Annotated in this window: 17 protein-coding genes and 1 pseudogene; 3 read left to right on the top strand and 15 right to left on the bottom strand. The window is 70.5% G+C overall.

Annotated elements, in window-relative coordinates; translation table 11 throughout:
• Positions 1–103 precede the first annotated feature (103 nt).
• The 5 genes from ABD378_RS11475 to ABD378_RS11495 form a co-directional block, all read right to left on the bottom strand.
• Positions 104–373 (bottom strand): lasso peptide biosynthesis PqqD family chaperone, encoded by a 270-nt coding sequence (locus ABD378_RS11475; protein WP_344520515.1) that lies wholly within the window; start codon positions 371–373, stop codon positions 104–106.
• Positions 367–2,277 carry an asparagine synthase-related protein gene (locus ABD378_RS11480; RefSeq protein ID WP_344520516.1) on the bottom strand — a complete coding sequence of 637 codons (1,911 nt, stop codon included), beginning with the start codon at positions 2,275–2,277 and terminating at the stop codon, positions 367–369. Before ABD378_RS11480 ends, ABD378_RS11475 begins: the two co-directional genes overlap by 7 nt.
• 75 nt (positions 2,278–2,352) lie before the next feature.
• On the bottom strand, positions 2,353–2,472 hold the full coding sequence (locus tag ABD378_RS11485) for a keywimysin-related RiPP (protein WP_344520517.1): 120 nt from the start codon (positions 2,470–2,472) through the stop codon (positions 2,353–2,355).
• Positions 2,473–2,754: 282 nt separating this feature from the next.
• The gene (locus tag ABD378_RS11490) at positions 2,755–4,212 is read right to left on the bottom strand and encodes an amino acid permease (RefSeq protein WP_344520518.1); all 1,458 of its coding nucleotides are present in this window, start codon (positions 4,210–4,212) and stop codon (positions 2,755–2,757) included.
• A gap of 228 nt (positions 4,213–4,440) precedes the next feature.
• Positions 4,441–6,252 (bottom strand): AMP-dependent synthetase/ligase, encoded by a 1,812-nt coding sequence (locus ABD378_RS11495; protein ID WP_344520519.1) that lies wholly within the window; start codon positions 6,250–6,252, stop codon positions 4,441–4,443.
• Between the two features lie 125 nt (positions 6,253–6,377).
• Here ABD378_RS11495 and ABD378_RS11500 point away from each other — a divergent pair, with 125 nt between their 5' ends.
• Positions 6,378–7,112: a MerR family transcriptional regulator gene (locus ABD378_RS11500; RefSeq protein WP_344520569.1), complete on the top strand. Its 735-nt coding sequence runs from the start codon at positions 6,378–6,380 to the stop codon at positions 7,110–7,112.
• A gap of 20 nt (positions 7,113–7,132) precedes the next feature.
• Here the strand turns inward: ABD378_RS11500 and ABD378_RS11505 are convergent, their stop codons facing one another.
• From ABD378_RS11505 to ABD378_RS11535, 7 genes are all read right to left on the bottom strand, one after another.
• On the bottom strand, positions 7,133–7,858 hold the full coding sequence (locus ABD378_RS11505; RefSeq protein ID WP_344520520.1) for a hypothetical protein: 726 nt from the start codon (positions 7,856–7,858) through the stop codon (positions 7,133–7,135).
• A 107-nt stretch (positions 7,859–7,965) separates the two neighbouring features.
• Complete coding sequence (locus ABD378_RS11510; RefSeq protein WP_344520521.1) at positions 7,966–10,140, bottom strand: 3-hydroxyacyl-CoA dehydrogenase NAD-binding domain-containing protein; 2,175 nt, start codon at positions 10,138–10,140, stop codon at positions 7,966–7,968.
• Between the two features lie 235 nt (positions 10,141–10,375).
• A complete protein-coding gene (locus ABD378_RS11515) occupies positions 10,376–11,590 on the bottom strand; it encodes an acetyl-CoA C-acetyltransferase (RefSeq protein WP_344520522.1) in 1,215 nt (404 codons plus the stop codon).
• A gap of 57 nt (positions 11,591–11,647) precedes the next feature.
• Positions 11,648–12,790 carry an acyl-CoA dehydrogenase family protein gene (locus ABD378_RS11520; RefSeq protein WP_344520523.1) on the bottom strand — a complete coding sequence of 381 codons (1,143 nt, stop codon included), beginning with the start codon at positions 12,788–12,790 and terminating at the stop codon, positions 11,648–11,650.
• A gap of 10 nt (positions 12,791–12,800) precedes the next feature.
• Positions 12,801–13,826 carry an LLM class F420-dependent oxidoreductase gene (locus ABD378_RS11525; protein ID WP_344520524.1) on the bottom strand — a complete coding sequence of 342 codons (1,026 nt, stop codon included), beginning with the start codon at positions 13,824–13,826 and terminating at the stop codon, positions 12,801–12,803.
• A complete protein-coding gene (locus tag ABD378_RS11530) occupies positions 13,826–14,974 on the bottom strand; it encodes a CaiB/BaiF CoA transferase family protein (protein ID WP_344520525.1) in 1,149 nt (382 codons plus the stop codon). The genes ABD378_RS11525 and ABD378_RS11530 overlap by 1 nt, the downstream gene beginning before the upstream one ends.
• Positions 14,975–15,145: 171 nt before the next feature.
• Complete coding sequence (locus ABD378_RS11535) at positions 15,146–15,526, bottom strand: MmcQ/YjbR family DNA-binding protein (RefSeq protein ID WP_344520526.1); 381 nt, start codon at positions 15,524–15,526, stop codon at positions 15,146–15,148.
• 84 nt (positions 15,527–15,610) lie between these two features.
• Between ABD378_RS11535 and ABD378_RS11540 the strand changes: the two genes are divergently transcribed.
• Positions 15,611–16,834: a saccharopine dehydrogenase family protein gene (locus tag ABD378_RS11540; protein WP_344520527.1), complete on the top strand. Its 1,224-nt coding sequence runs from the start codon at positions 15,611–15,613 to the stop codon at positions 16,832–16,834.
• On the opposite strand, the gene ABD378_RS11545 is transcribed toward ABD378_RS11540, so the two are convergent.
• A complete protein-coding gene (locus ABD378_RS11545) occupies positions 16,806–17,534 on the bottom strand; it encodes an endonuclease V (protein WP_344520528.1) in 729 nt (242 codons plus the stop codon). The genes ABD378_RS11540 and ABD378_RS11545 overlap by 29 nt on opposite strands.
• A gap of 91 nt (positions 17,535–17,625) precedes the next feature.
• Positions 17,626–18,207, bottom strand: coding sequence for a hypothetical protein (locus tag ABD378_RS11550; protein WP_344520529.1), 582 nt, complete (start codon positions 18,205–18,207; stop codon positions 17,626–17,628).
• 216 nt (positions 18,208–18,423) lie between these two features.
• On the opposite strand from ABD378_RS11550, the gene ABD378_RS11555 reads away from it, so the two are divergent.
• Positions 18,424–18,720, top strand: a complete 297-nt coding sequence (locus ABD378_RS11555) for a YciI family protein (protein ID WP_344520530.1) — start codon at positions 18,424–18,426, stop codon at positions 18,718–18,720.
• 20 nt (positions 18,721–18,740) lie between these two features.
• On the opposite strand, the pseudogene ABD378_RS11560 reads toward ABD378_RS11555, so the two are convergent.
• A pseudogene (locus tag ABD378_RS11560) lies at positions 18,741–18,979 on the bottom strand (oxidoreductase); the annotation flags it as partial.

An 18,979-nucleotide genomic window follows, 5' to 3' on the forward strand; every position in this document is an offset into this window, starting at 1 on the left:
AGCAGCACGGGGTCGACACCGAGTCCGTACTCGTCGTGCCGGGCGAGCACACGGCGCGGCAGCCGCACCGAGCGGGGCCGGTGGCTGATGGTCTGTGGAGTGCTCACCTGGGCACCTCCTCAACTCTCGCGAGACCGGCGGAGTCCAGCGCCTCGACGAGTTCGCTGACGTCCGCGCGGGCGCTGTCGGCGTCCACCTCGTACTCGCCCGTCAGACGTTCGACGGCAAGCTCCTGCGTCCCGCCGTCGAGCAGCGTACGGAGTACCAGCGCGCCCGTTCCGTTGAGATTCCAGTACTGCCCGCTGTCCTCATCGAGCAGGGTGGTGCCGTAGTCGGTGTCGGCGCGGGACACGCCGTCGCGCAGCTTCAACATGGGCTCTTCGCCTCCGGGTTGGGGGTGGCGGCCGTCCGCTCCCTGGCGCGCAGCCAGACCTCGCAGGCCACCGCCTGGTAGAGCGCGCCGTGCAGGTCACGTCCGTGCTCCGTAAGGGGGCGGGCGCACAGCGTGCGCAGCACGGCGGGATCAGCCAGGCCGAGCCGGGCAAGACTGGAGTCCTCCCACAGGGCCAGGAGTTCGGCCCGGTGCCTCCGCAGGGCCCCGTCCAGGTCGCAGGTGCCGGGGGACTTGCTCTGCCGGGCCAGGCTCACATCGGGTACGGCGCCCCGCATCCCCTCCAGTAGCAGCGGCTTGTACCGCCATGGGGTGCGCTTCTCCTCGGGGCGCACGGCGAGCGCGGCCTCCAGCACCCGGTCGTCGTAGTACGGCGCGGCCAGCCGGATCCCCGTACGGGCCGCGAGCTGTCCGATGGGCCGCAGCGGGCGGGCCGCGTCCCGGATCCCCTCCAGGTCGTCGTGGATCCCGCGGCGCCCGGCGAGCAGCTCGGCGTCCGGTGCCGCGTCCCGTATCAGTGCGCGTACGGCGTCCGTGGCGGCCTCGGTCGCCCACGGCGGCATCCGCGGCACCGGCCCCCAGTCGAGCGTCGGAGCGTTCTCGGACGGCGCGGGAGCGGTGAGCAGTCCCGCTGCGGCGCCCAGCCAGTGGCCGTACGGGCGGGTGTCGCACAGCTGCCGCAGCACCTGGCGGCGCGACCAGCGGTAGCTCGCGGTGAAGCCCCGAAGCTGCCGGACGGCCTCAACGGGGCGGTGGCGCAGCAGAGTTCGCAGGTGGCTGGTGCTGGCGCCGAGCAGCTCGTCGCCGCCGAAGCCGGTCAGGTGCACGGCTGAGCCGTGTGCCGCGGCCCGGCGGGCGAGGGCCAGCCACCGCGCCGAGTCGGCGATCACGCCGCACGGCTCGTCGAACGGCTCGTCCATGCCCGGCAGCCCGTGGTAGATCGACGGCATCTCGGCGGCCGGTACGACGTGATGCTCGATGCCGCCCACGGCGGCGGCGGTGCGCACCGCCCACTCCACGTCGTCGTCGAGCGGGTCGGGGCTTGCAGCGGTGAAGGCCACCACCCGCGTACGGCCTGCCGCCAGGCAGCACACCGAGGTGGAGTCCAGGCCGCTGAGGTCCCCGCTGACGAGCTGCTGACCCGCCGTACGGACGGCCACCGCCGCTTCGAGGGCCTCTCGGACGGCGCGGGCCCCCTCGGCCAGCGAGAGGTCCGGCGGGGGCGGTGTCCAGCGGGGAAGGGTGCGCGCCCGGCCATCGCGGTCGAGCAGCACACAGTGGTCAGGCGGCACGAAGGTCACGTTGCGCCACACGGGGCGGTCGGTGAGGGGGTGCAGCAGTGGGGGGTCCAGGAGGTGGAACGCGAGCTGCGCGCGGTCGAGTTCGACCCCGCTGCCCCCAGCCTGACTTCCCGTCAGGAACGCAAGGACGTCGGCCCGGTCCGCGGCCACCGTGATGCCGTCGACCTCGGCCGTGTACACCCGCCGGAGCCCGCTCAGCGCCCCCTGCACCCGCACCTGCCCACCCGCGGACGCGACCAGGTGGAAGCTCCCGGCCAGCCTTTCCGCGTACGCCCCCGCCTCCTCGCCCGCCGCGATCCGCCCCGCGATCCGGTCCAGATCGTCCCCGGTGACGGCGTGCTGCCCGAACACCGCGACCTTGGCGTCCCGCCCCTGCCCCAGGGCCAGCCCGTCCCGGCCCGCGCCGAGCAGCCAGGGCCGCCCGGAGGGGTGCGGGGCCCCGTACTCCGCGTACTCGCGCAGCCGCGCCCCGGCCGCTTCGGCCGCGGCGCAGTCCGGGAGCGCCACGAACCACGTGGGCACAGCGGCGAGTTCGGCCAGTCCGGCCTCTCTGACGTGCCGGTGGCGGGCGTTGCCGTCCGCCACCGATCGTCCATCTGGCTGTCCGGTCAACTTCGGCTCCGTTTCCCGTCAGACGTCGCGTCGCGTGGCGTCGCAACGTCAGCGGAGGATGCTGTGCTGGCCGAGGAAGTCAGGGGGACCGTTGCGCTTGAGTGCCATCCCGGTGACCTTCCAGAAGGTCCCTGCCGCCGTCAGTGTGGGGCGCTCGTAGGCACGCATGGTGATACACCTCCTCCCGCACCGCGAGTTGGAGAAGTACCGGCCCGAAGCCTGCAACTGTGTGGGGGAAAAGCCCACATGGCCTCGTGGGGGGGAACTCGGGGCTCATACCCTCACGGACCTCATGGCCGTAATTTCAGGCTAGTCCTGTGACTGCTGGGACGCACGTGGGCGTTCGGCTTGACAACCTTGCCCAACGGCGCGGTGGCGTCACCTCGGAGAAAGGTGATCTCCGAGGTGACGCCACCGTAGGCGCTGCCACTGACAGTGGCTCCTGAGCCGCTACTTCGTGAGGCCTGCCGCCTCGCGGTCCACCCTGCGGCGGATCCCGTACCAGCCGGCGGCCAGTGCCGCCGCGATGATCGGGATGAGGTAGAGCGTCTTGCGGCCGATCTCGGGGTCCTTCCACATCAGGACGAGCACGGAGAGCAGGAAGACGATCGTGACGATCTCCGTGACCGGGCTGCCGGGGAGTTGGAAGCTGGGCCGGGTGATCACGCCCTCCTTGGCACGCCGGACGAACGCCAGGTGGCAGATCATGATGATCACCCAGGTGCTGATGATGCCGAGGGACGCCACGTTCAGGACGATCTCGAAGGCCTGGCTCGGCATGAGGAAGTTCAGGCCGACGCCGAGCACACACACCGCGGAGGTGAGCAGGATGCCGCCGTAGGGGACCTGACTCTTGTTCATCTTCGCGGTGAACTTCGGCGCCGAACCCGCCATCGCCATCGAGCGCAGGATGCGGCCCGTGGAGTACAGGCCCGAGTTCAGCGAGGACATCGCCGCCGTGAGGACGACCAGGTTCATCACGTCACCGGCCGCGGGGACGCCGATCTTGGAGAGGACCGTCACGAACGGGCTCTGGTCGGCCGAGTACACCGATCCCGGCAGGAGCAGGGCGAGGAGGACGACCGAGCCGACGTAGAAGAGGCCCACGCGCCACATGATGGAGTTCACCGCGCGCGGGACGACCTTCTGCGGATCGGCGGTCTCGCCGGCCGCGACGCCGACGAGCTCCAGCGAGGCGTACGCGAAGACGACACCCTGCATGATGATCACGACCGGCATCAGGCCGTGCGGCAGGAAGCCGCCGTTGTCGGTGATCACGCTCAGGCCGGGCGTCTCGCCGCCGACCTTGTGCTGGGTGACCAGCAGGAAGATGCCGATCAGCATGAAGGCGACCAGGGCCGCGACCTTGACGATCGCGAACCAGAACTCCATCTCGCCGAAGATCTTCACCGAGATCAGGTTGATCACGAGGACGACCGCGAGGGCGATCAGCGCGAGCACCCACTGGGGGATGTCGGTGAAGAAGCTCCAGTAGTGCGTGTAGAGCGCGATGGCGGTGATGTCGGCGATGCCGGTGGTCGACCAGTTGAGGAAGTACATCCAGCCGGCGACGTAGGCGCCCTTCTCGCCGAGGAACTCACGCGCGTAGGAGACGAACGAACCCGACGACGGCCGGTAGACGACCATCTCGCCGAGGGCGCGTACGACGAAGAAGGCAAAGATGCCGCACACGAGGTACGCGACGGCGAGCGCGGGGCCCGCGGAGTGCAGGCGGCCGCCCGCACCGAGAAAGAGTCCAGTTCCGATCGCGCCACCGATGGCGATCATGTTGACGTGACGGGCCTTGAGGTCCTTGCTGTAACCGGCGTCGCCCGCGTCCGCGGGGGCCTGGGACGCATCTGTGCGGGATGCGTCCGCAGCGGCCGTGTCTACGGCTTCCTTGCTCACGTGGGGGGTCTACTCTCTGGTGCCCGGAAAACTCCGGTGTCCGGATGTGCTCCGGTCCACGACACCCCTGACGTGTGCGTGGACCGACGCGACACCTTCCCCCAGAGATCGCCCCACATGCGGTGGCGCACGTCACATAGCGGCACTTCTCACATGGTGGGCAGGGGGTGTACATCCGCTGATCACTGGGTGTACAGCACATGGATCAGCGGATGCACGCCCCGCGGGTCAGGGGGCGTAGAGCCCGTTGATGGCCTGCGCGTACTTCTCCCTGATGACCCTGCGGCGCAGCTTCAGGGACGGCGTCAGCTCCCCGGTCTCGGGGCCCCACTCCTCCCCCAGGAGCCGGTAGCGCTTGATCTGCTCGGTGCGGTTGAGGCGCGCGTTGGCCGCCTCGACGGCGCGCGCGACCTCCTCCCGCACGGCCTCGCTCGCCATCAGGTCGCCCGTGATGCCCCGGGCGGCGGCCCAGACGGGGGCCATCTCGGTGTCCAGGACGAGCAGCGCCACCAGGTAGGAGCGGCCGTCGCCGTGGACGAGGGCCTGGCCTATGAGGGGGTGCTCCTTGAGGGTGTTCTCGACGAGCACGGGCGAGACGTTCTTGCCCGTCGAGGTCACGATCAGTTCCTTCTTGCGGTCGGTGAGCCAGAGGAAGCCGTCCTCGTCGATCCGCCCGACGTCGCCGGTGGCGAACCAGCCGTCCGCGTCGCAGGCCGACTCGACTCCGCCGTCGGGCAGGAGGTAGCCGTCGAAGACCGTCGCGCCGCGCACCAGGATCTCGCCGTCGTCGTCGGTGCGGATCTCCAGGCCGTCCAGGGGCTTGCCCACCGAGCCGAGCCGGAAGGCGGCCGGGTTGTTGATGGTGACGACCCCGGTCGTCTCCGTCAGACCCCACGCGTCCATGATCACGACGTCGAAGCCCGCCCAGAAGCGCACGACGTCCAGGGGCATCGACGCCGCCGCGCTCGCGGTCCACACCAGGCGGTCGAATCCGGCCAGGGAGAGCAGCGGGTCGAGGATCTTCTCCTTGGCCTCGCGGTACGCCGTCTCCACGTCGGCCGGCGGGACCTCGCCGCGCTCGACGTACTCCACACGCGCGCGTGCCGTCTCGTTGGCCGCCTCGATCGACTCGCGCTGCTCCTCCGGCAGTCCCGCGAGCACGGCCTTCACGGACGCGGCCAGCTTCTCCCACACGCGCGGGACCCCGAAGAACTGGGCGGGACGCAGCTCGCGCGCGGTCGCGGCGACGGCGGCCGGGTCCGCGCACAGATACACGTGCGCGGCGCGGAACACGGGCAGGTAGATGCCCAGCATGCGCTCCGCGACGTGTGCGAACGGGAGGTAGCTGATGTGCTCCACGAAGTCGGGGAGCACGACGACGGCGTCCAGGCCGACGCCGTTGAGGACGACATTGCGGTGCGTGATGCGGACGCCCTTGGGGTCGCCGGTGGTGCCCGAGGTGTAGACGACGGTCAGCGGATCCTCGGCCCGGGTTTCGCGCCAGGCCTTCTCGAAGGCGTCCGGGTCGAACAGCCGGCCTCCTGTGGCGTGCAGGGAGCCGTACGTGCGGTGCGGGCCCGCCTCGGCCGCCTCGACGACCACCAGGCGCTCCAGCGGGGCCGTGGCGTCCGACAGGAGCGGCTCCCAGCGCTCCAGCTCCCGGGCGCCCTCGACGATCGCGAAGCGGGCACGGCTGTGCCGGGCGATGTGCGCGATCTGCTCGGGGGCCGAAGTGCCGTACACGGTGACGGGGACCGCGCCGAGGTGTACGAGGGCGAGATCGCTCAGCCAGTGCTCGGGGCGGTTGCCCATCATCATCAGGACGTGCTCGCCCCGACGCACGCCGAGCGCCGCGTATCCGGCGGCGAGGACGCCGACCTTGCGGCGTGCTTCGCGCCAGGTCAGCGTCTCCCACTCCGCTTCGGGGGCGGGGCGCCAGGAGAGTGCGGGGAGGTCGCCGTGGTCCTCGGCGTTGCGGAGCAGCAGGGCGGGGAGCGTGATGTCGGCGGGTTCCCCGGGGAGTCGCAGGATCGTGGTCATGACCGCCTCCTGGCGTCATCGACGAAGCAAGTGACTGGGCGGGACGCTTTCACAACAGTGGTGAGACAGCAATACTGTTGCACCTGATCGGTGCACAACTGGGGAGGCGAAGCGCTGCCATGACGATGACGACGACGTCGGACACCGACGAGCCGACGCTCACGGTCGACGAACTGGCCGCTCGCGCGGGTGTCACCGTCCGCACCATCCGCTTCTACAGCACCAAGGGTCTGCTGCCGCCGCCCGTGATCGGCCCGCGCCGGGTCGGCCACTACGGCCAGGAGCATCTGTCCCGGCTCGGGCTCATCGAGGAGCTGCAGCACCAGGGCATGACGCTGGCCGCCATCGAGCGGTATCTGGAACAGCTGCCGCCCGACCTGAGCGCCCACGACCTCGCCATCCACCGCGCGGTGGTGGCCTCCTGGGCCCCCGACTCCGCCGAGGACACCGACCACGCGGAGCTGGAGCGCAGGGCGGGCCGGTCGCTGACGGACGAGGACCTGGACCGGCTCTCGGCGATGGGGGTCGTCACGTCGGCGGAGCACCCGGGGGCGTTTCGCGTCGACCCGGGACTGCTGCGCCTCGGTGTGGAACTGCTCGACGTACCCATCGCGCACGAGACGATCCTGGCGGCGCGCACGGTCCTGATGGAGCACACCCGCTCGGCCGCCGTCGAGCTGTCCCGGCTCTTCCGCGACGAGGTGTGGGGGCCTTACCGCGAGCGGGAGTCGGACCCGGAGCACGTGGCGGCGATGCGGTCCCTGTCGGCCCATATGCAGCCGATGGTGGTGCAGGCCCTGGTGACGGCGTTCCAGCGGTCCTTGAAGGAAGAGCTGAGGGAGTGGCTCAAGGAAGGCTGAGCCACTCCCCGACCCCCTTGCTACACCTTGACGTTGGCCGCAGTGGCGCTCGGCGTCTCGTCCCGCGTGGCCTGCAGCATGCGTGTGGCAAAGACCTCGGAGAGGGTCAGAAGGTCCCTCTGCGTCTTACCCTCACCGGAGTCGTCCCGGAGGTCGAGCGTGGCGACGTACTTGCCCTGGAAGATCACGATCGTCTGCGTGTTCTTCTTCGCGGGCGTCTTGTACCCGTAGGTGATGCTCGCCTCGCCCTGTGACGGCCCGTCGAGGACCTTGAGCTCGTGGTGGTTGTTCTCCGCGTAGCTCTTCCAGGCGGCGAAGGCACGCTCGGCAGCCGTCTCGTTCCGGTACACGATCAGGTCGTAGCCGGCGAGCTCGGACTTGTCGCTGCTGCGGTAGCCGACCTGGCCGTTGGCGACGGCGCCCTTGCACTTGCCGCCCGGGTCCTTGCACACGGAGGGGGCCTTGGCGCGGCTGTGCAGCTCCGTGGAGACGTTGCGCAGGGCGGCGGGCATGGTGTCGGCGGGCGGCAGGATCGCCTTGGCGTCCTGCGCGCCGCTCAGCGATCCGGCGCCCTTGCCGGCGGCTCCGCCGCCCGTCGCGCCGCCGACGGTGCGGCTGTGCGACGACCCCGAACCCGACTTGCTCTTCTTGTTCTTCTTCTTGCCCCCGCAGCCCGTCAGGGCCAGCGAGAGGACCAGCACTCCGACGCCAACTGCTCGCGTCGTTCCCCCAGTCGTGAACCGCACAGCGGCCATCCTCCGTTTGTCGTGATCATGCTCTACGGCAGGATACGACGCGGCGGGAAGGACCCCCGGTTCCGCCCTCGGAGGGCCGGAACCGGGGGCGACCAGCTTCAGTTGTCGCTGAACTTCTCGCCGTTGTCCGCCTTCTCGACCAGCAGCGCGGGCGGCGTGAACCGCTCCCCGTAGCGGTCGGCCAACTCGCGCGCGCGGGCCACGAATCCGGGCAGGCCGCCTTCGTAGCCGTTGATGTACTGCAGCACGCCACCGGTCCAGCCGGGGAAGCCGATGCCGAAGATGGAGCCGATGTTGGCGTCCGCGACGGACGTCAGGACGCCCTCCTCCACCAGGCGCACGGTGTCGAGCGACTCGGAGAAGAGCATGCGCTCCTGCATGTCCTTGAACGGGATCTCCGTGCCCGGCTTGGTGAAGTGCTCGCGCAGGCCCGGCCACAGACCCGCGCGCTTGCCGTCCACGTACTCGTAGAAGCCCGCTCCCCCGCTCCTGCCGGGACGCTCGAACTCGTCGACCATGCGGTCGATGACGGAGTCCGAGGGGTGCCCGGCCCACGTGCCGCCCGCCTCCTCGACCGCGCGCTTCGTCTCGTTGCGGATCTTGCGAGGCAGGGTGAGGGTCAGCTCGTCCATCAGGGAGAGGACCTTCGCCGGGTAGCCCGCCTGGGCCGCGGCCTGCTCGATGGACGCGGGCTCGATGCCCTCGCCGACCATCGCGACGCCTTCGTTGATGAAGTGCCCGATCACGCGCGAGGTGAAGAAGCCACGCGAGTCGTTGACGACGATCGGCGTCTTGTTGATCTGGCGTACGAGGTCGAACGCGCGCGCGAGCGCCTGGTCCCCGGTCCGCTCGCCCTTGATGATCTCGACGAGTGGCATCTTGTCGACGGGCGAGAAGAAGTGCAGGCCGATGAAGTCGACGGGCCGCGTGACACCCTCGGCGAGCTGGGTGATGGGCAGCGTCGATGTGTTGGAGCAGAGCAGCGCGTCCGGCTCGATGACGTCCTGGATCTCCTGGAACACCTTGTGCTTGAGGGAGGTGTCCTCGAAGACGGCCTCGATCACGGCGTCGCAGCCCGCGAGGTCCTGCGGGTCGGCGGTCGGCGTGATGCGGGCGAGCAGCGCGTCGGCCTTCTCCTGGGTCGTACGCCCCCGCTGCACCGCCTTGGCGCACAGCTTCTCGGAGTAGGCCTTGCCCTTGGCGGCGGCCTCGGCGGAGACGTCCTTGAGAACGACCTCGATGCCCGCGCGGGCGCACGAGTAGGCGATGCCCGCGCCCATCATCCCGGCGCCCAGGACGGCGGCCTTGCGGACCGGGCGCGCCTCGATGCCCTTGGGCCTGTTGGCACCGGAGTTGACGGCCTGGAGGTCGAAGAAGAACGCCTGGATCATGTTCTTCGCGGTCTGGCCCGTGACCAGCTCGGTGAAGTACCGGGCCTCGATGGTCAGCGCCGTCTCGAAGTCGACCTGGGAGCCCTCGACGGCGGCCGCGAGGATGTTGCGCGGGGCCGGGTAGGGGGCGCCGTTGATCTGCTTCTTCAGGTTGGCCGGGAACGCGGGCAGGTTCGCCGCGAACTTCGGATTGGCCGGGGTGCCGCCGGGGATCCGGTAGCCGGGCTTGTCCCAGGGCTGCGCCGACTCGGGGTTGGCGTCGATGAAGGCACGGGCCTTCTCGATCATCTCCTCGCGGGTGGCGGCCACTTCGTGGATGAGGCCGTTCTCCAGGGCGCGCTTCGGGGAGTACTGGGTGCCCTGGAGGAGCACCTTCAGGAGCGCGTCCGCGATGCCCATGAGGCGCACGGTGCGGGTCACGCCGCCGCCCGCCGGGAGCAGGCCGAGGGTGACTTCGGGCAGGCCGATCTTGGAGCCGGGCGCGTCGAGCGCGACGCGGTGGTGGCTGGCGAGGGCGATCTCGTAACCACCGCCGAGGGCCGCGCCGTTGATGGCGGCGACGACCGGCTTGCCGAGGGTCTCGATGCGGCGCAGGGAGCCCTTGATGGCGACGCCCGCCTCGAACGCCGCCTGGGCGTTCTCGGGGCCTGCCTGCATCATGTCCTTCAGGTCACCGCCCGCGAAGAAGGTCTTCTTGGCGGAGGTGTAGATGATGCCGCGGATGGAGTCCTTCTCGGCCTCCGCGCGCGCGGCGATCGCCGCGATGGAGTCCTTGAACGCCTGGTTCATGGTGTTCGCGGACTGGTTGGGGTCGTCGAGGACGAGGGTGAGGATGCCGGTGGCGTCCATCTCCCAGTGGATGGTGGTGCTTTTCTGCGTCATGACGTTCTCCGTGAAGTCTGTTGTGGGCGGGGGCGGGGCCCGGGGAGGGTGGCTGCGGTTCGTGGCCGACTGATCGCCGGTGGGGGCTGGTCGCGCAGTTCCCCGCGCCCCTGAAGGGCGCACTGCGTGCGCGCCTTCATGAGGCGCGGCGAAGCCGCTGCATCAGGGGCGCGGGGAACTGCGCGAGCAACCACGACGCACCCGCGGTCGGCGACGGTCCCCAGCCCCAGCGGCGCTAGACCCGTTCCACGATCGTGGCGATCCCCATGCCCCCGCCAACGCAGAGCGTGGCGAGCCCGTACCGCAGGTCCCGCCGCTCCAGTTCGTCGACCAACGTGCCCAAAATCATCGCCCCGGTCGCGCCCAAGGGATGCCCCAACGCAATCGCTCCGCCGTTGACGTTCACCTTGTCCAGCGAAAGCCCCATGTCCTTCACGAAGCGGAGAACCACCGCCGCGAAGGCCTCGTTGATCTCGACGAGGTCGATGTCGTCGATGGTCAGACCCGCCTTGGCGAGCGCCTTGCGGGCGGCAGGCGCCGGGCCGGTCAGCATGATGGTCGGCTCGGAGCCGGAGACGGCCGCGGAGACGATCCGGGCGCGCGGCGCGAGGCCGTAGCGCTCGCCGACCTCCTTCGTGCCGATGGCCACAAGCGCGGCGCCGTCCACGATGCCGGAGGAGTTGCCCGCGTGGTGGACGTGGTCGATCTTCTCGACCCAGTGGTACTTCTGCAGCGCGACGGCGTCGAAGCCGCCGAGGTCGCCGATGTCCTTGAAGGACGGCTTCAGCTTGGCGAGCGAGTCGGCGGTGGTGCCGGGACGCATGTACTCGTCGTGGTCGAGGACGACGAGGCCGCTGCGGTCCTTCACCGGCACGACGGACTTCTCGAAGCGGTTGTCCTTCCAGGCGGCCGCGGCGCGCTCCTGGGACAGGGCGGCGTACTCGTCGACGTCACGCCGCGAGTAACCCTCGACGGTGGCGATCAGGTCGGCGCCGATGCCCTGCGGCACGAAGCCCGTCTCGTAGTTGGTCATCGGGTCGGCGAACCAGGCGCCGCCGTCCGACGCCATCGGGACGCGCGACATCGACTCGACGCCGCCCGCGAGGACCAGGTCCTCCCAGCCCGAACGCACCTTCATCGCGGCCATGTTGACCGCCTCGAGACCCGAGGCACAGAAGCGGTTCTCCTGGACGCCCGCGACGGTGTCGGGAAGACCGGCGGCGATGGCCGCGATGCGCGCGATGTCGGAGCCCTGGTCGCCGACGGGGCCCACGACACCGAGGACGATGTCGTCGACGGCCGCCGGGTCCAGGTCGGGGAACCGCGCCCGGATCTCGTGGATCAGGCCGACGACGAGGTCGATCGGCTTGGTGCCGTGCAGGGCACCATTGGCCTTGCCGCGTCCGCGCGGGGTGCGGATCGCGTCGTATACGTACGCTTCGGTGGTCAAGACAGCAGCCTTTCGCATAAGAACCTTGAAGATTTTGAAGATGAGGGTCGGTCGGACTCAGGCGAGCAGGGAGCGGCCGATGATCTCCTTCATGATCTCGGTCGTACCTCCGTAGATCGTCTGGATGCGGCCGTCGGTGAAGGCCTTGGCGACGCGGTACTCGGTCATGTAGCCGTAACCGCCATGCAGTTGCAGGCAGCAGTCGGCGACGCGCTTTTGCAGCTCGGTGGCCCACCACTTGGCCATCGACGCGTGCACGGCGTCGAGTTCCCCGTTCGAGTGATCGACGATGCACCGGTCGAGGAACGCACGGGTGACCGCGCACTCGGTGGCCATCTCGGCGATCTCGAAGCGGATGTGCTGGAGCTTGGAGAGCGGCCGCCCGAAGGCCTCGCGCTCCTTGACGTACGTCGTGGTGATCTCCAGGAGGTACTCGGCGGCGGCGATCCCGGCGACGGCGATGCCCATGCGCTCCTGGGCGAGGTTCGTCATCAGGTGGATGAAGGCGCCGTCGAGCTCGCCGAGGAGGTTCTCCTTGGGGACGCGTACGTCGTTGAAGAACAACTCGGCGGTGTCCTGGGACTTCTGGCCGATCTTGTCGAGGTTGCGGCCCCGCTCGAAGCCGTCCGTGCCGCGCTCGACGACCAGCAGGGACAGGCCCTTCGCGCCGCCCTCCGGGGAGGTCTTGGCGACGACGATGACGAGGTCGGCGAGGATGCCGTTCGAGATGAACGTCTTGGAGCCGTTGAGCAGCCAGTGGTCGCCCTGGTCGACGGCGGTGGTGCGGATGCCCTGGAGGTCGGAGCCCGCGCCCGGCTCGGTCATCGCGATGGCCGTGATGATCTCGCCGGAACAGAAGCCGGGCAGCCAGCGCCGCTTCTGGTCGTCGGTGGCCAGGGAGGTCAGGTACGGGCCGATGATGTCGTTGTGCAGTCCGAGGGCGAGCCCGGCCGCGCCCGCACGCGTGAACTCCTCGGAGAGGACGACGCTGTAGCGGAAGTCGGCGTTCCCGCCGCCTCCGTACTCCTCGGGCACGGCGAGCCCGAGCAGCCCCTGCTTGCCCGCCGCGAGCCAGGCGTCACGGCTGACGATCCCGTCCTTCTCCCACTCTTCGTAGTGGGGCAGCACCTCCTTGGCCAGGAAGGTGCGGACGGTCTCGCGGAACGCCTCGTGCTCGGCGGAGAAGATCTGTCGCTTCACGTACGGCCTCCTAGAGCCAGCCCTTGACGGTCTCTATCAACTTGGCCGGCTCGGGGCCGACGGGAATGACGTTGAGCATGGTGACGCCGGCCTCGCGGAAGGCCTCGACACGCTCGCGGACGTAGCTCTCGGGCCCGCACAGCGACATGAGCTCGCAGAACTCGTCCGGTACCGCGGCCTCGGCTTCCTTCTTCTTGCCCGAGAGGTACAGCTCCTGGATGCGCTTGGCCTCCTTCTCGTAGCCGTACGCGACCGCGAGGTCGTTGTAGAAGTTCTTACCCGGGGCGCCCATGCCGCCTACGTAGAGGGCGATCTGAGGCCGGGCGAAATCCCGTACGGCGGCTGCGTCGTCACCGATGGCGAGCAGTCCGCCCGCGACCGTCTGCAACGGTCCGAGCGCCGGATCGCGCTTCTCCTTGCCATCGGCGAGCGGAGCGCCCCACACCTGGTGGGCCTTTTCCGGGATGAACAGGGTCGGCAGCCAGCCGTCCGCGATCTCGGCGGTCATGCGGACGTTGGCCGGGCCCAGGGACGCGACGTACAGCGGCACTTCGGAGCGGACCGGCTTGGTGAGGATCTTCAGCGGCTTGCCCAGCTTGCCGCCCTTCTCCGGGGGCAGCGGCATGTCCGTGACGCCGTGGTGGTCGATGACCTCGCGGCGCAGGATGCGGCGGGTCAGCTCGATGGCCTCGCGGGTGCGGGCCAGGGGCTTGTCGTACGGCTTCCCGTGCCAGCCCTCGACGACCTGCGGGCCCGACGCTCCGAGTCCGATGATCGCCCGGCCACCGGAGATCGCGTCGAGTCCGGCGGCCGTCTGGGCGATGAGGGCGGGGGTGCGCGAGTAGACGTTAAGGATCGCGGCGCCGATCTTCATACGCTCGGTGCGCGCGGCCAGGTAGCCCATGATGGTGGGCGAGTCGAAGCCGTAGGCCTCCGCCACCCAGACGGCGTCCAGACCGGCGGACTCCAGGGCCGCGACATCGTCGGCTGCCTGCCGCGGGTCGCCCGCGTAGGCGAGAGGTGCGGAGAGTTGCATCAGTCGTCTTCCTTCGTGGGGGTGCTCATCAGGGCCGGTACGTTCCAGTCGCGGGCCACGTCCTCGGTGTCCGCGCCCGGCTGGGCGGGGCCGCCGCGGATGTCCGTCGGGGTCGCGGAGAAGCGCGGTGCGGGGGCGGGCTGGGTGATGCCGCCGTGGTCGACGAAGGTGCCGCGGGCGGCGAGATGGGGGTGGCCGGGGGCTTCGGTCAGCGAGAGCACGGGCGCGACGCACGCGTCGGAGCCTTCGAAGACGGCCGTCCATTCCTCGCGCGTGCGGGCCTTGAAGCGGGCGGCGACCGCCTCGCGCAGCTCGCCCCAGCGGGCCAGGTCCTTGCGCGCGGGCGCCTCGTCCGCCAGGCCGAGCAGCGCGCTGAACTCGTCGTAGAACTGCTGCTCAAGGGCGCCGACGGCCATGTAACCGCCGTCGGCGGTCTCGTAGTTGCCGTAGAACGGGCAGCCGCCGTCCAGGAGGTTGGCGCCGCGCCGGTCCTGCCAGCCGCCCGCCGCGAGCATGCCGTGGATCATCGACGTGAGGTGCGCGGTGCCGTCGACGATCGCGGCGTCCACGACCTGGCCCGTGCCGTGCTCGCGCGCGTGGTGCAGGGCCGCGAGGATGCCGACGACGAGGTAGAGCGAGCCGCCCGCGTAGTCACCGACGAGGTTGGCGGGGACGGTGGGCGGCTCGCCGGGGTTGCCGATCATGCCGAGGGTGCCGGTGATCGCGATGTACGCGATGTCGTGCCCGGCGCGCTGGGCGAGCGGGCCCTCCTGGCCCCAGCCGGTCATCCGTCCGTAGACGAGCTTCGGGTTGCGGGCGTGACAGGCGCCGGGGCCGACACCGAGGCGCTCGGCGACGCCGGGGCGGTAGCCCTCGATGAGCACGTCCGCGCGGTCGACCAGGTCGAGGACGCGGTCCGCGCCGTCCGCCGCCTTGAGATCGACGATCACGGAGCGTTTGTTGCGGTTGGTGACGTCGTACTCGGGATTGATCGCGAGACCGCCGCCGCCCGGCCGGTCGACGCGTACGACATCGGCGCCGAGGTCGGCGAGCAGCATGGCCGCGAACGGGCCGGGCCCGATACCGGCCAGCTCGACCACGCGCACCCCTGCGAGCGGTCCGTGAACACCCTTGTCCGGCACTGCCATTGAGCCCCCAGCGCTATGACACAGCTATGACACAACTGATGTAACACCAGTGATGCTAAGAACGTGTTCCACTCCGCACAAGACCCTAGCAAGCAAGCGCTTAGACAAATTGAGGGACAGAGCAGGCGCGGCGGGGCATCCGCTTCCCGGATCTAAACGGGTCCGTCCAGGTCAGCGGCCGTCCAGTTCCGCGACGAGCTTCTTCGTGGCGATCGTGCGGTAGCTCTCCTCGACCCAGTCGCAGAGCAGCTCGGCGCGCGGTGCGCCATTCTCCTCCAGGGGGACCCGCACCCAGCCCGCCTTGCCCAGGCCGTACCCGGCGGGCTCGGCGCCGGGTGCCGTCAGGGCGTGGGCGTGCGCCGCCTCGTCCTTGAGCTTGACGGTGATGCCGAGGGGATAGCTTCCGTCGTCCATTCCGAGGAAGACGAACACCTTCTTGTTGACCTTGGCGACGCTCTCGCCCCAGGGGAACTCCTCGGCGGCGCCCGGCATGCCGAGCGCGAAGTCACGCACCCGCTCCCACTTCCTCAGGGCACTCTTCGGGACAGCCATGGGGTACCTCCTGGTAACCGCCGGGACCCTTCACGCTAGCCTCGGCCACCGACATCGGCGCGGGCTGCACGTCAGAGAGGTGCCATGACCAGTCAGAACGGCAACGGCAACGGCAACGGCAAGGAGCGTGCGGCGGACCGCACGTACGACATCGTGCTCTTCGGAGCGACGGGTTTCGTCGGCGTGCTCACCGCGGAGTACCTCGCCGCGCATGCGCCCGAAGGGCTGCGCTGGGCGATCGCGGGGCGTGACACCGCGAAGCTGGAGCGGCTGCGGGAGAAGCTCGCCGAGGCCCATCCGGCCTGCGCGAAACTCCCCCTCGTCCGCGCGGACGTGGCGGACCCGGCGTCCCTGCGGGAGTTGGCCGGCCACGCGCGCGTGGTGGCCACGACCGTCGGCCCCTACCTCACGTACGGCCAGGAGCTCGTCGCCGCGTGCGCGGAGGCGGGCACGGACTACGTGGACCTCACCGGTGAGCCGGAGTTCGTCGACCTCACGTACGTGCGGCACGACGCCCGCGCGCGGGAGACGGGCGCCCGGCTCGTGCACTCCTGCGGCTTCGACTCGGTCCCGCACGACCTGGGCGCGTACTTCACGGTGCGGCAGCTTCCGGAGGGCGTGCCGCTGCGCGTCGACGGGTTCGTGCGCAGCAACGCGACCTTCTCCGGGGGTACGTTCGCCTCCGCGCTCGAGCAGTTCTCGCGCGGTCCGCAGATGGTGGCCGCCTCGCGGGACCGTCGGCGGCACGAGCCGCGCCTGGTGGGCCGCAAGGCGTACGCGCCGCCGAGCGCGCCCCGGTACGCCGGCGAGGTCGGCGCCTGGGCCCTTCCGCTGCCGACGATCGACCCGCAGGTGGTGCAGCGCTCGGCGCGGGCCCTTGAGCGCTACGGACCCGACTTCCGCTACCGGCACTACGCGGCGGTCAAGACCCTGCCGTTCGCCATCGGCGGCGCCGCGGCCGTCACCGGCCTGGTGGCCGCCGCTCAACTGCCGCCCGCGCGACGGTGGTTGTCCTCGCGGCTCAAGCCGGGTGAGGGGCCGAGCGAGCGGCGGCGGGCGGAGAGCTGGTTCTCCGTGCGGTTCGTCGGCGAGGGCGGCGGCAAGCGGGTGTTCACGGAGGTCTCGGGCGGTGACCCGGGGTACGACGAGACGGCGAAGATGCTGGGCGAGGCGGCGCTGTGCCTGGCCGTCGACGACGACCTGCCGGACGTGGCCGGGCAGGTGACCACCGCCGTGGCGATGGGCGACGCGCTGACGGCCCGCCTTACGGCGGCGGGGCTCAGGTTCCGGGTGGTGGCGACGCGCTAGCGGCGGCCTCGCGCAGTGCCGCGCGGCACAGGGCGTCCGCGCGCCGCGTCGACTCAGGGATGCGGTAGCGCGGCGTCAGACGCAGCGTGTGGGCGCAGGCGTTGTCCAGGCTCACGCGGTGACCGACGGAGACGAAGACCGGCTTGACGTCCTCGCGGGTGCGCAGGGCGCGGCCGATCTCCTCGGCGCCGTCGAGGAGGGGGGCCGCGCTGCCCCGCGGCGCGCCGGGAGCCTCGTACGTGAACGTGAAGGGGTTCTTGGCCACGCCGATCGTGGGGAGTCCGGTGAGGACGCCGAGGTGGCTCGCGAGGCCGAAGCGGCGGGGATGCGCGATGCCGTAGCCGTCGCAGACGACGAGACCCGGGTCGGATTCGAGCTCCCCCAGGGCGGCGATGACGGTGGGGATCTCGCGGAAGGCGAGCAGGCCAGGCACGTACGGGAAGGCCACGCGGCCCACCGCGGTGGCCTCCTCGACGACGTCGAGTGTCGCGGCGTCCAGGACGACGACCGCGGCGGCGACGATGTCGCGCTCGTCGTCGTAGGCGACGTCGACCCCCGTGACATGTCCCGTGCCCGGCTGCGGACCCGCTTCGTCGAGCACGACCCTGGCGCGGAGTCCGTCCTGGACGGCGCGGGCGGCCGGTTCGTCGGTGGGCCAGTCGGCGGGGATGTGCGCGAGGGCGGCGGCGTGGGTCGTCATGGTGCGGCCAAGACTAGGGCTTGCCCGGTCACCCACCGGAGTTGGCCCGTGAACGCGGGGCGGGCCGAGAGCAGCCCGCCCCGGCGGTGCGCTACTTGGCCGCGAACTTCCAGATGAACGGCTCGCCGTCCTCCTCCGACCAGTGGATCTCCAGGTCCTTGGCGTCCTTGGGGACCAGGTAGGTGTCGCACAGGACGTGGGTCTGGCCCTGCTTCCAGCCCTCGATGGACGAGGCGTCCTCGCAGCCCGGCGCGTCGTCGGCGGCGCCGATGACGAGGGTTCCGCGCTTGCCGTCCGCCCAGACCGTGGTGGCGTCGTTGGCGTCCGGGGTCTCCGCGAGGGCGGCGCCGGACTTGTGCGTGTACTTCACGTAGGCGATGGCCGGGACCAGGCCCTTGGCCTCCTTGGGGTCCGCCACCATCTTCTTGGTCTCGGCCTCCGTGCCGAGCTCGACCTTCTGCGCGGTGATCTCGTAGGTGACGGGAGTGTCACCCTCCTTCACCTTGCCGGTGGCGCTCTCGCCGGTGCCGAGCTCGCCGCCGGACTCGGGCGACGACTTCGCCTTCGGCTTGTCCGCCGAGTCCTTCTTGTCGCCACCACCGCAGGCGGTCAGCGCGAGGGCGAGCACGGCCACGGGCGCGGCAACGCGCAAAGCGGTCTTCCTGTACAGCAAAGTGAACTCCTGGCAGAAATGGGCCGGCCGCGCAGCACGAAGTCACCCCATGGAGCGGCCGGTTGAGCGGTCAGCATAAGGGGCGACTACACAAGCGGTCGAGGCGACTCCGTACCGTGCGCGCGCCGGGCGTTCACACTTGCTACGGATACGGGACGAAGCGAACGCCCCGGGCCGTGGCCGCACATGGCGACGCGCCCCGGTAGCCTCGCGATCATGTTCGTTCTCGAGTTGACCTACACCGCGCCCGTGTCCGCCGTCGACAAGGAGCTTGAGGCCCATGTCGCCTGGCTGGACCAGCTGTACGCGCAGGGTGTCTTCATCGCCTCCGGGCGCAAGAATCCGCGCGACGGCGGCGTGATCCTCGCCGTGGCCGAGGACCTCGCGGCGATCGAGGAGATCGCGGCGGGCGACCCCTTCGTCATCGCCGAGGTCTGCGAGTACCGCATCACCGAGTTCATCGCCACCAAGACGGCGCCGGAACTCGCCCCCTACCGGCAGGTACTGCCCTAGCCCTGCCGGCGGGCGCCGCCCTAGCCCCGCTCCCAGCGCGCGATCCGGCCCTTCTCGCCGGACGCCCAACACGACCGGTCCCGCGTGCAGTCCACGGTGTCGTACGACCCCGCATCGACCGTCCGCCAGCTGCGCCCGCCGTCCGACGTGACGTCCGTGCCGGTCGGCCCGACCGCGAGCGCGCCCCGGCGGCTCCCCGGCAGCCAGGCCACCCCGGAGCGGTAGGCGGGCGGGGGCTCGGCGGCCGTGGTCCAGGTGC

Origin of the sequence: Streptomyces rectiviolaceus, from assembly GCF_039533825.1 — a bacterium.
GTDB classification, from domain to species: Bacteria; Actinomycetota; Actinomycetes; order Streptomycetales; family Streptomycetaceae; genus Streptomyces; species Streptomyces rectiviolaceus.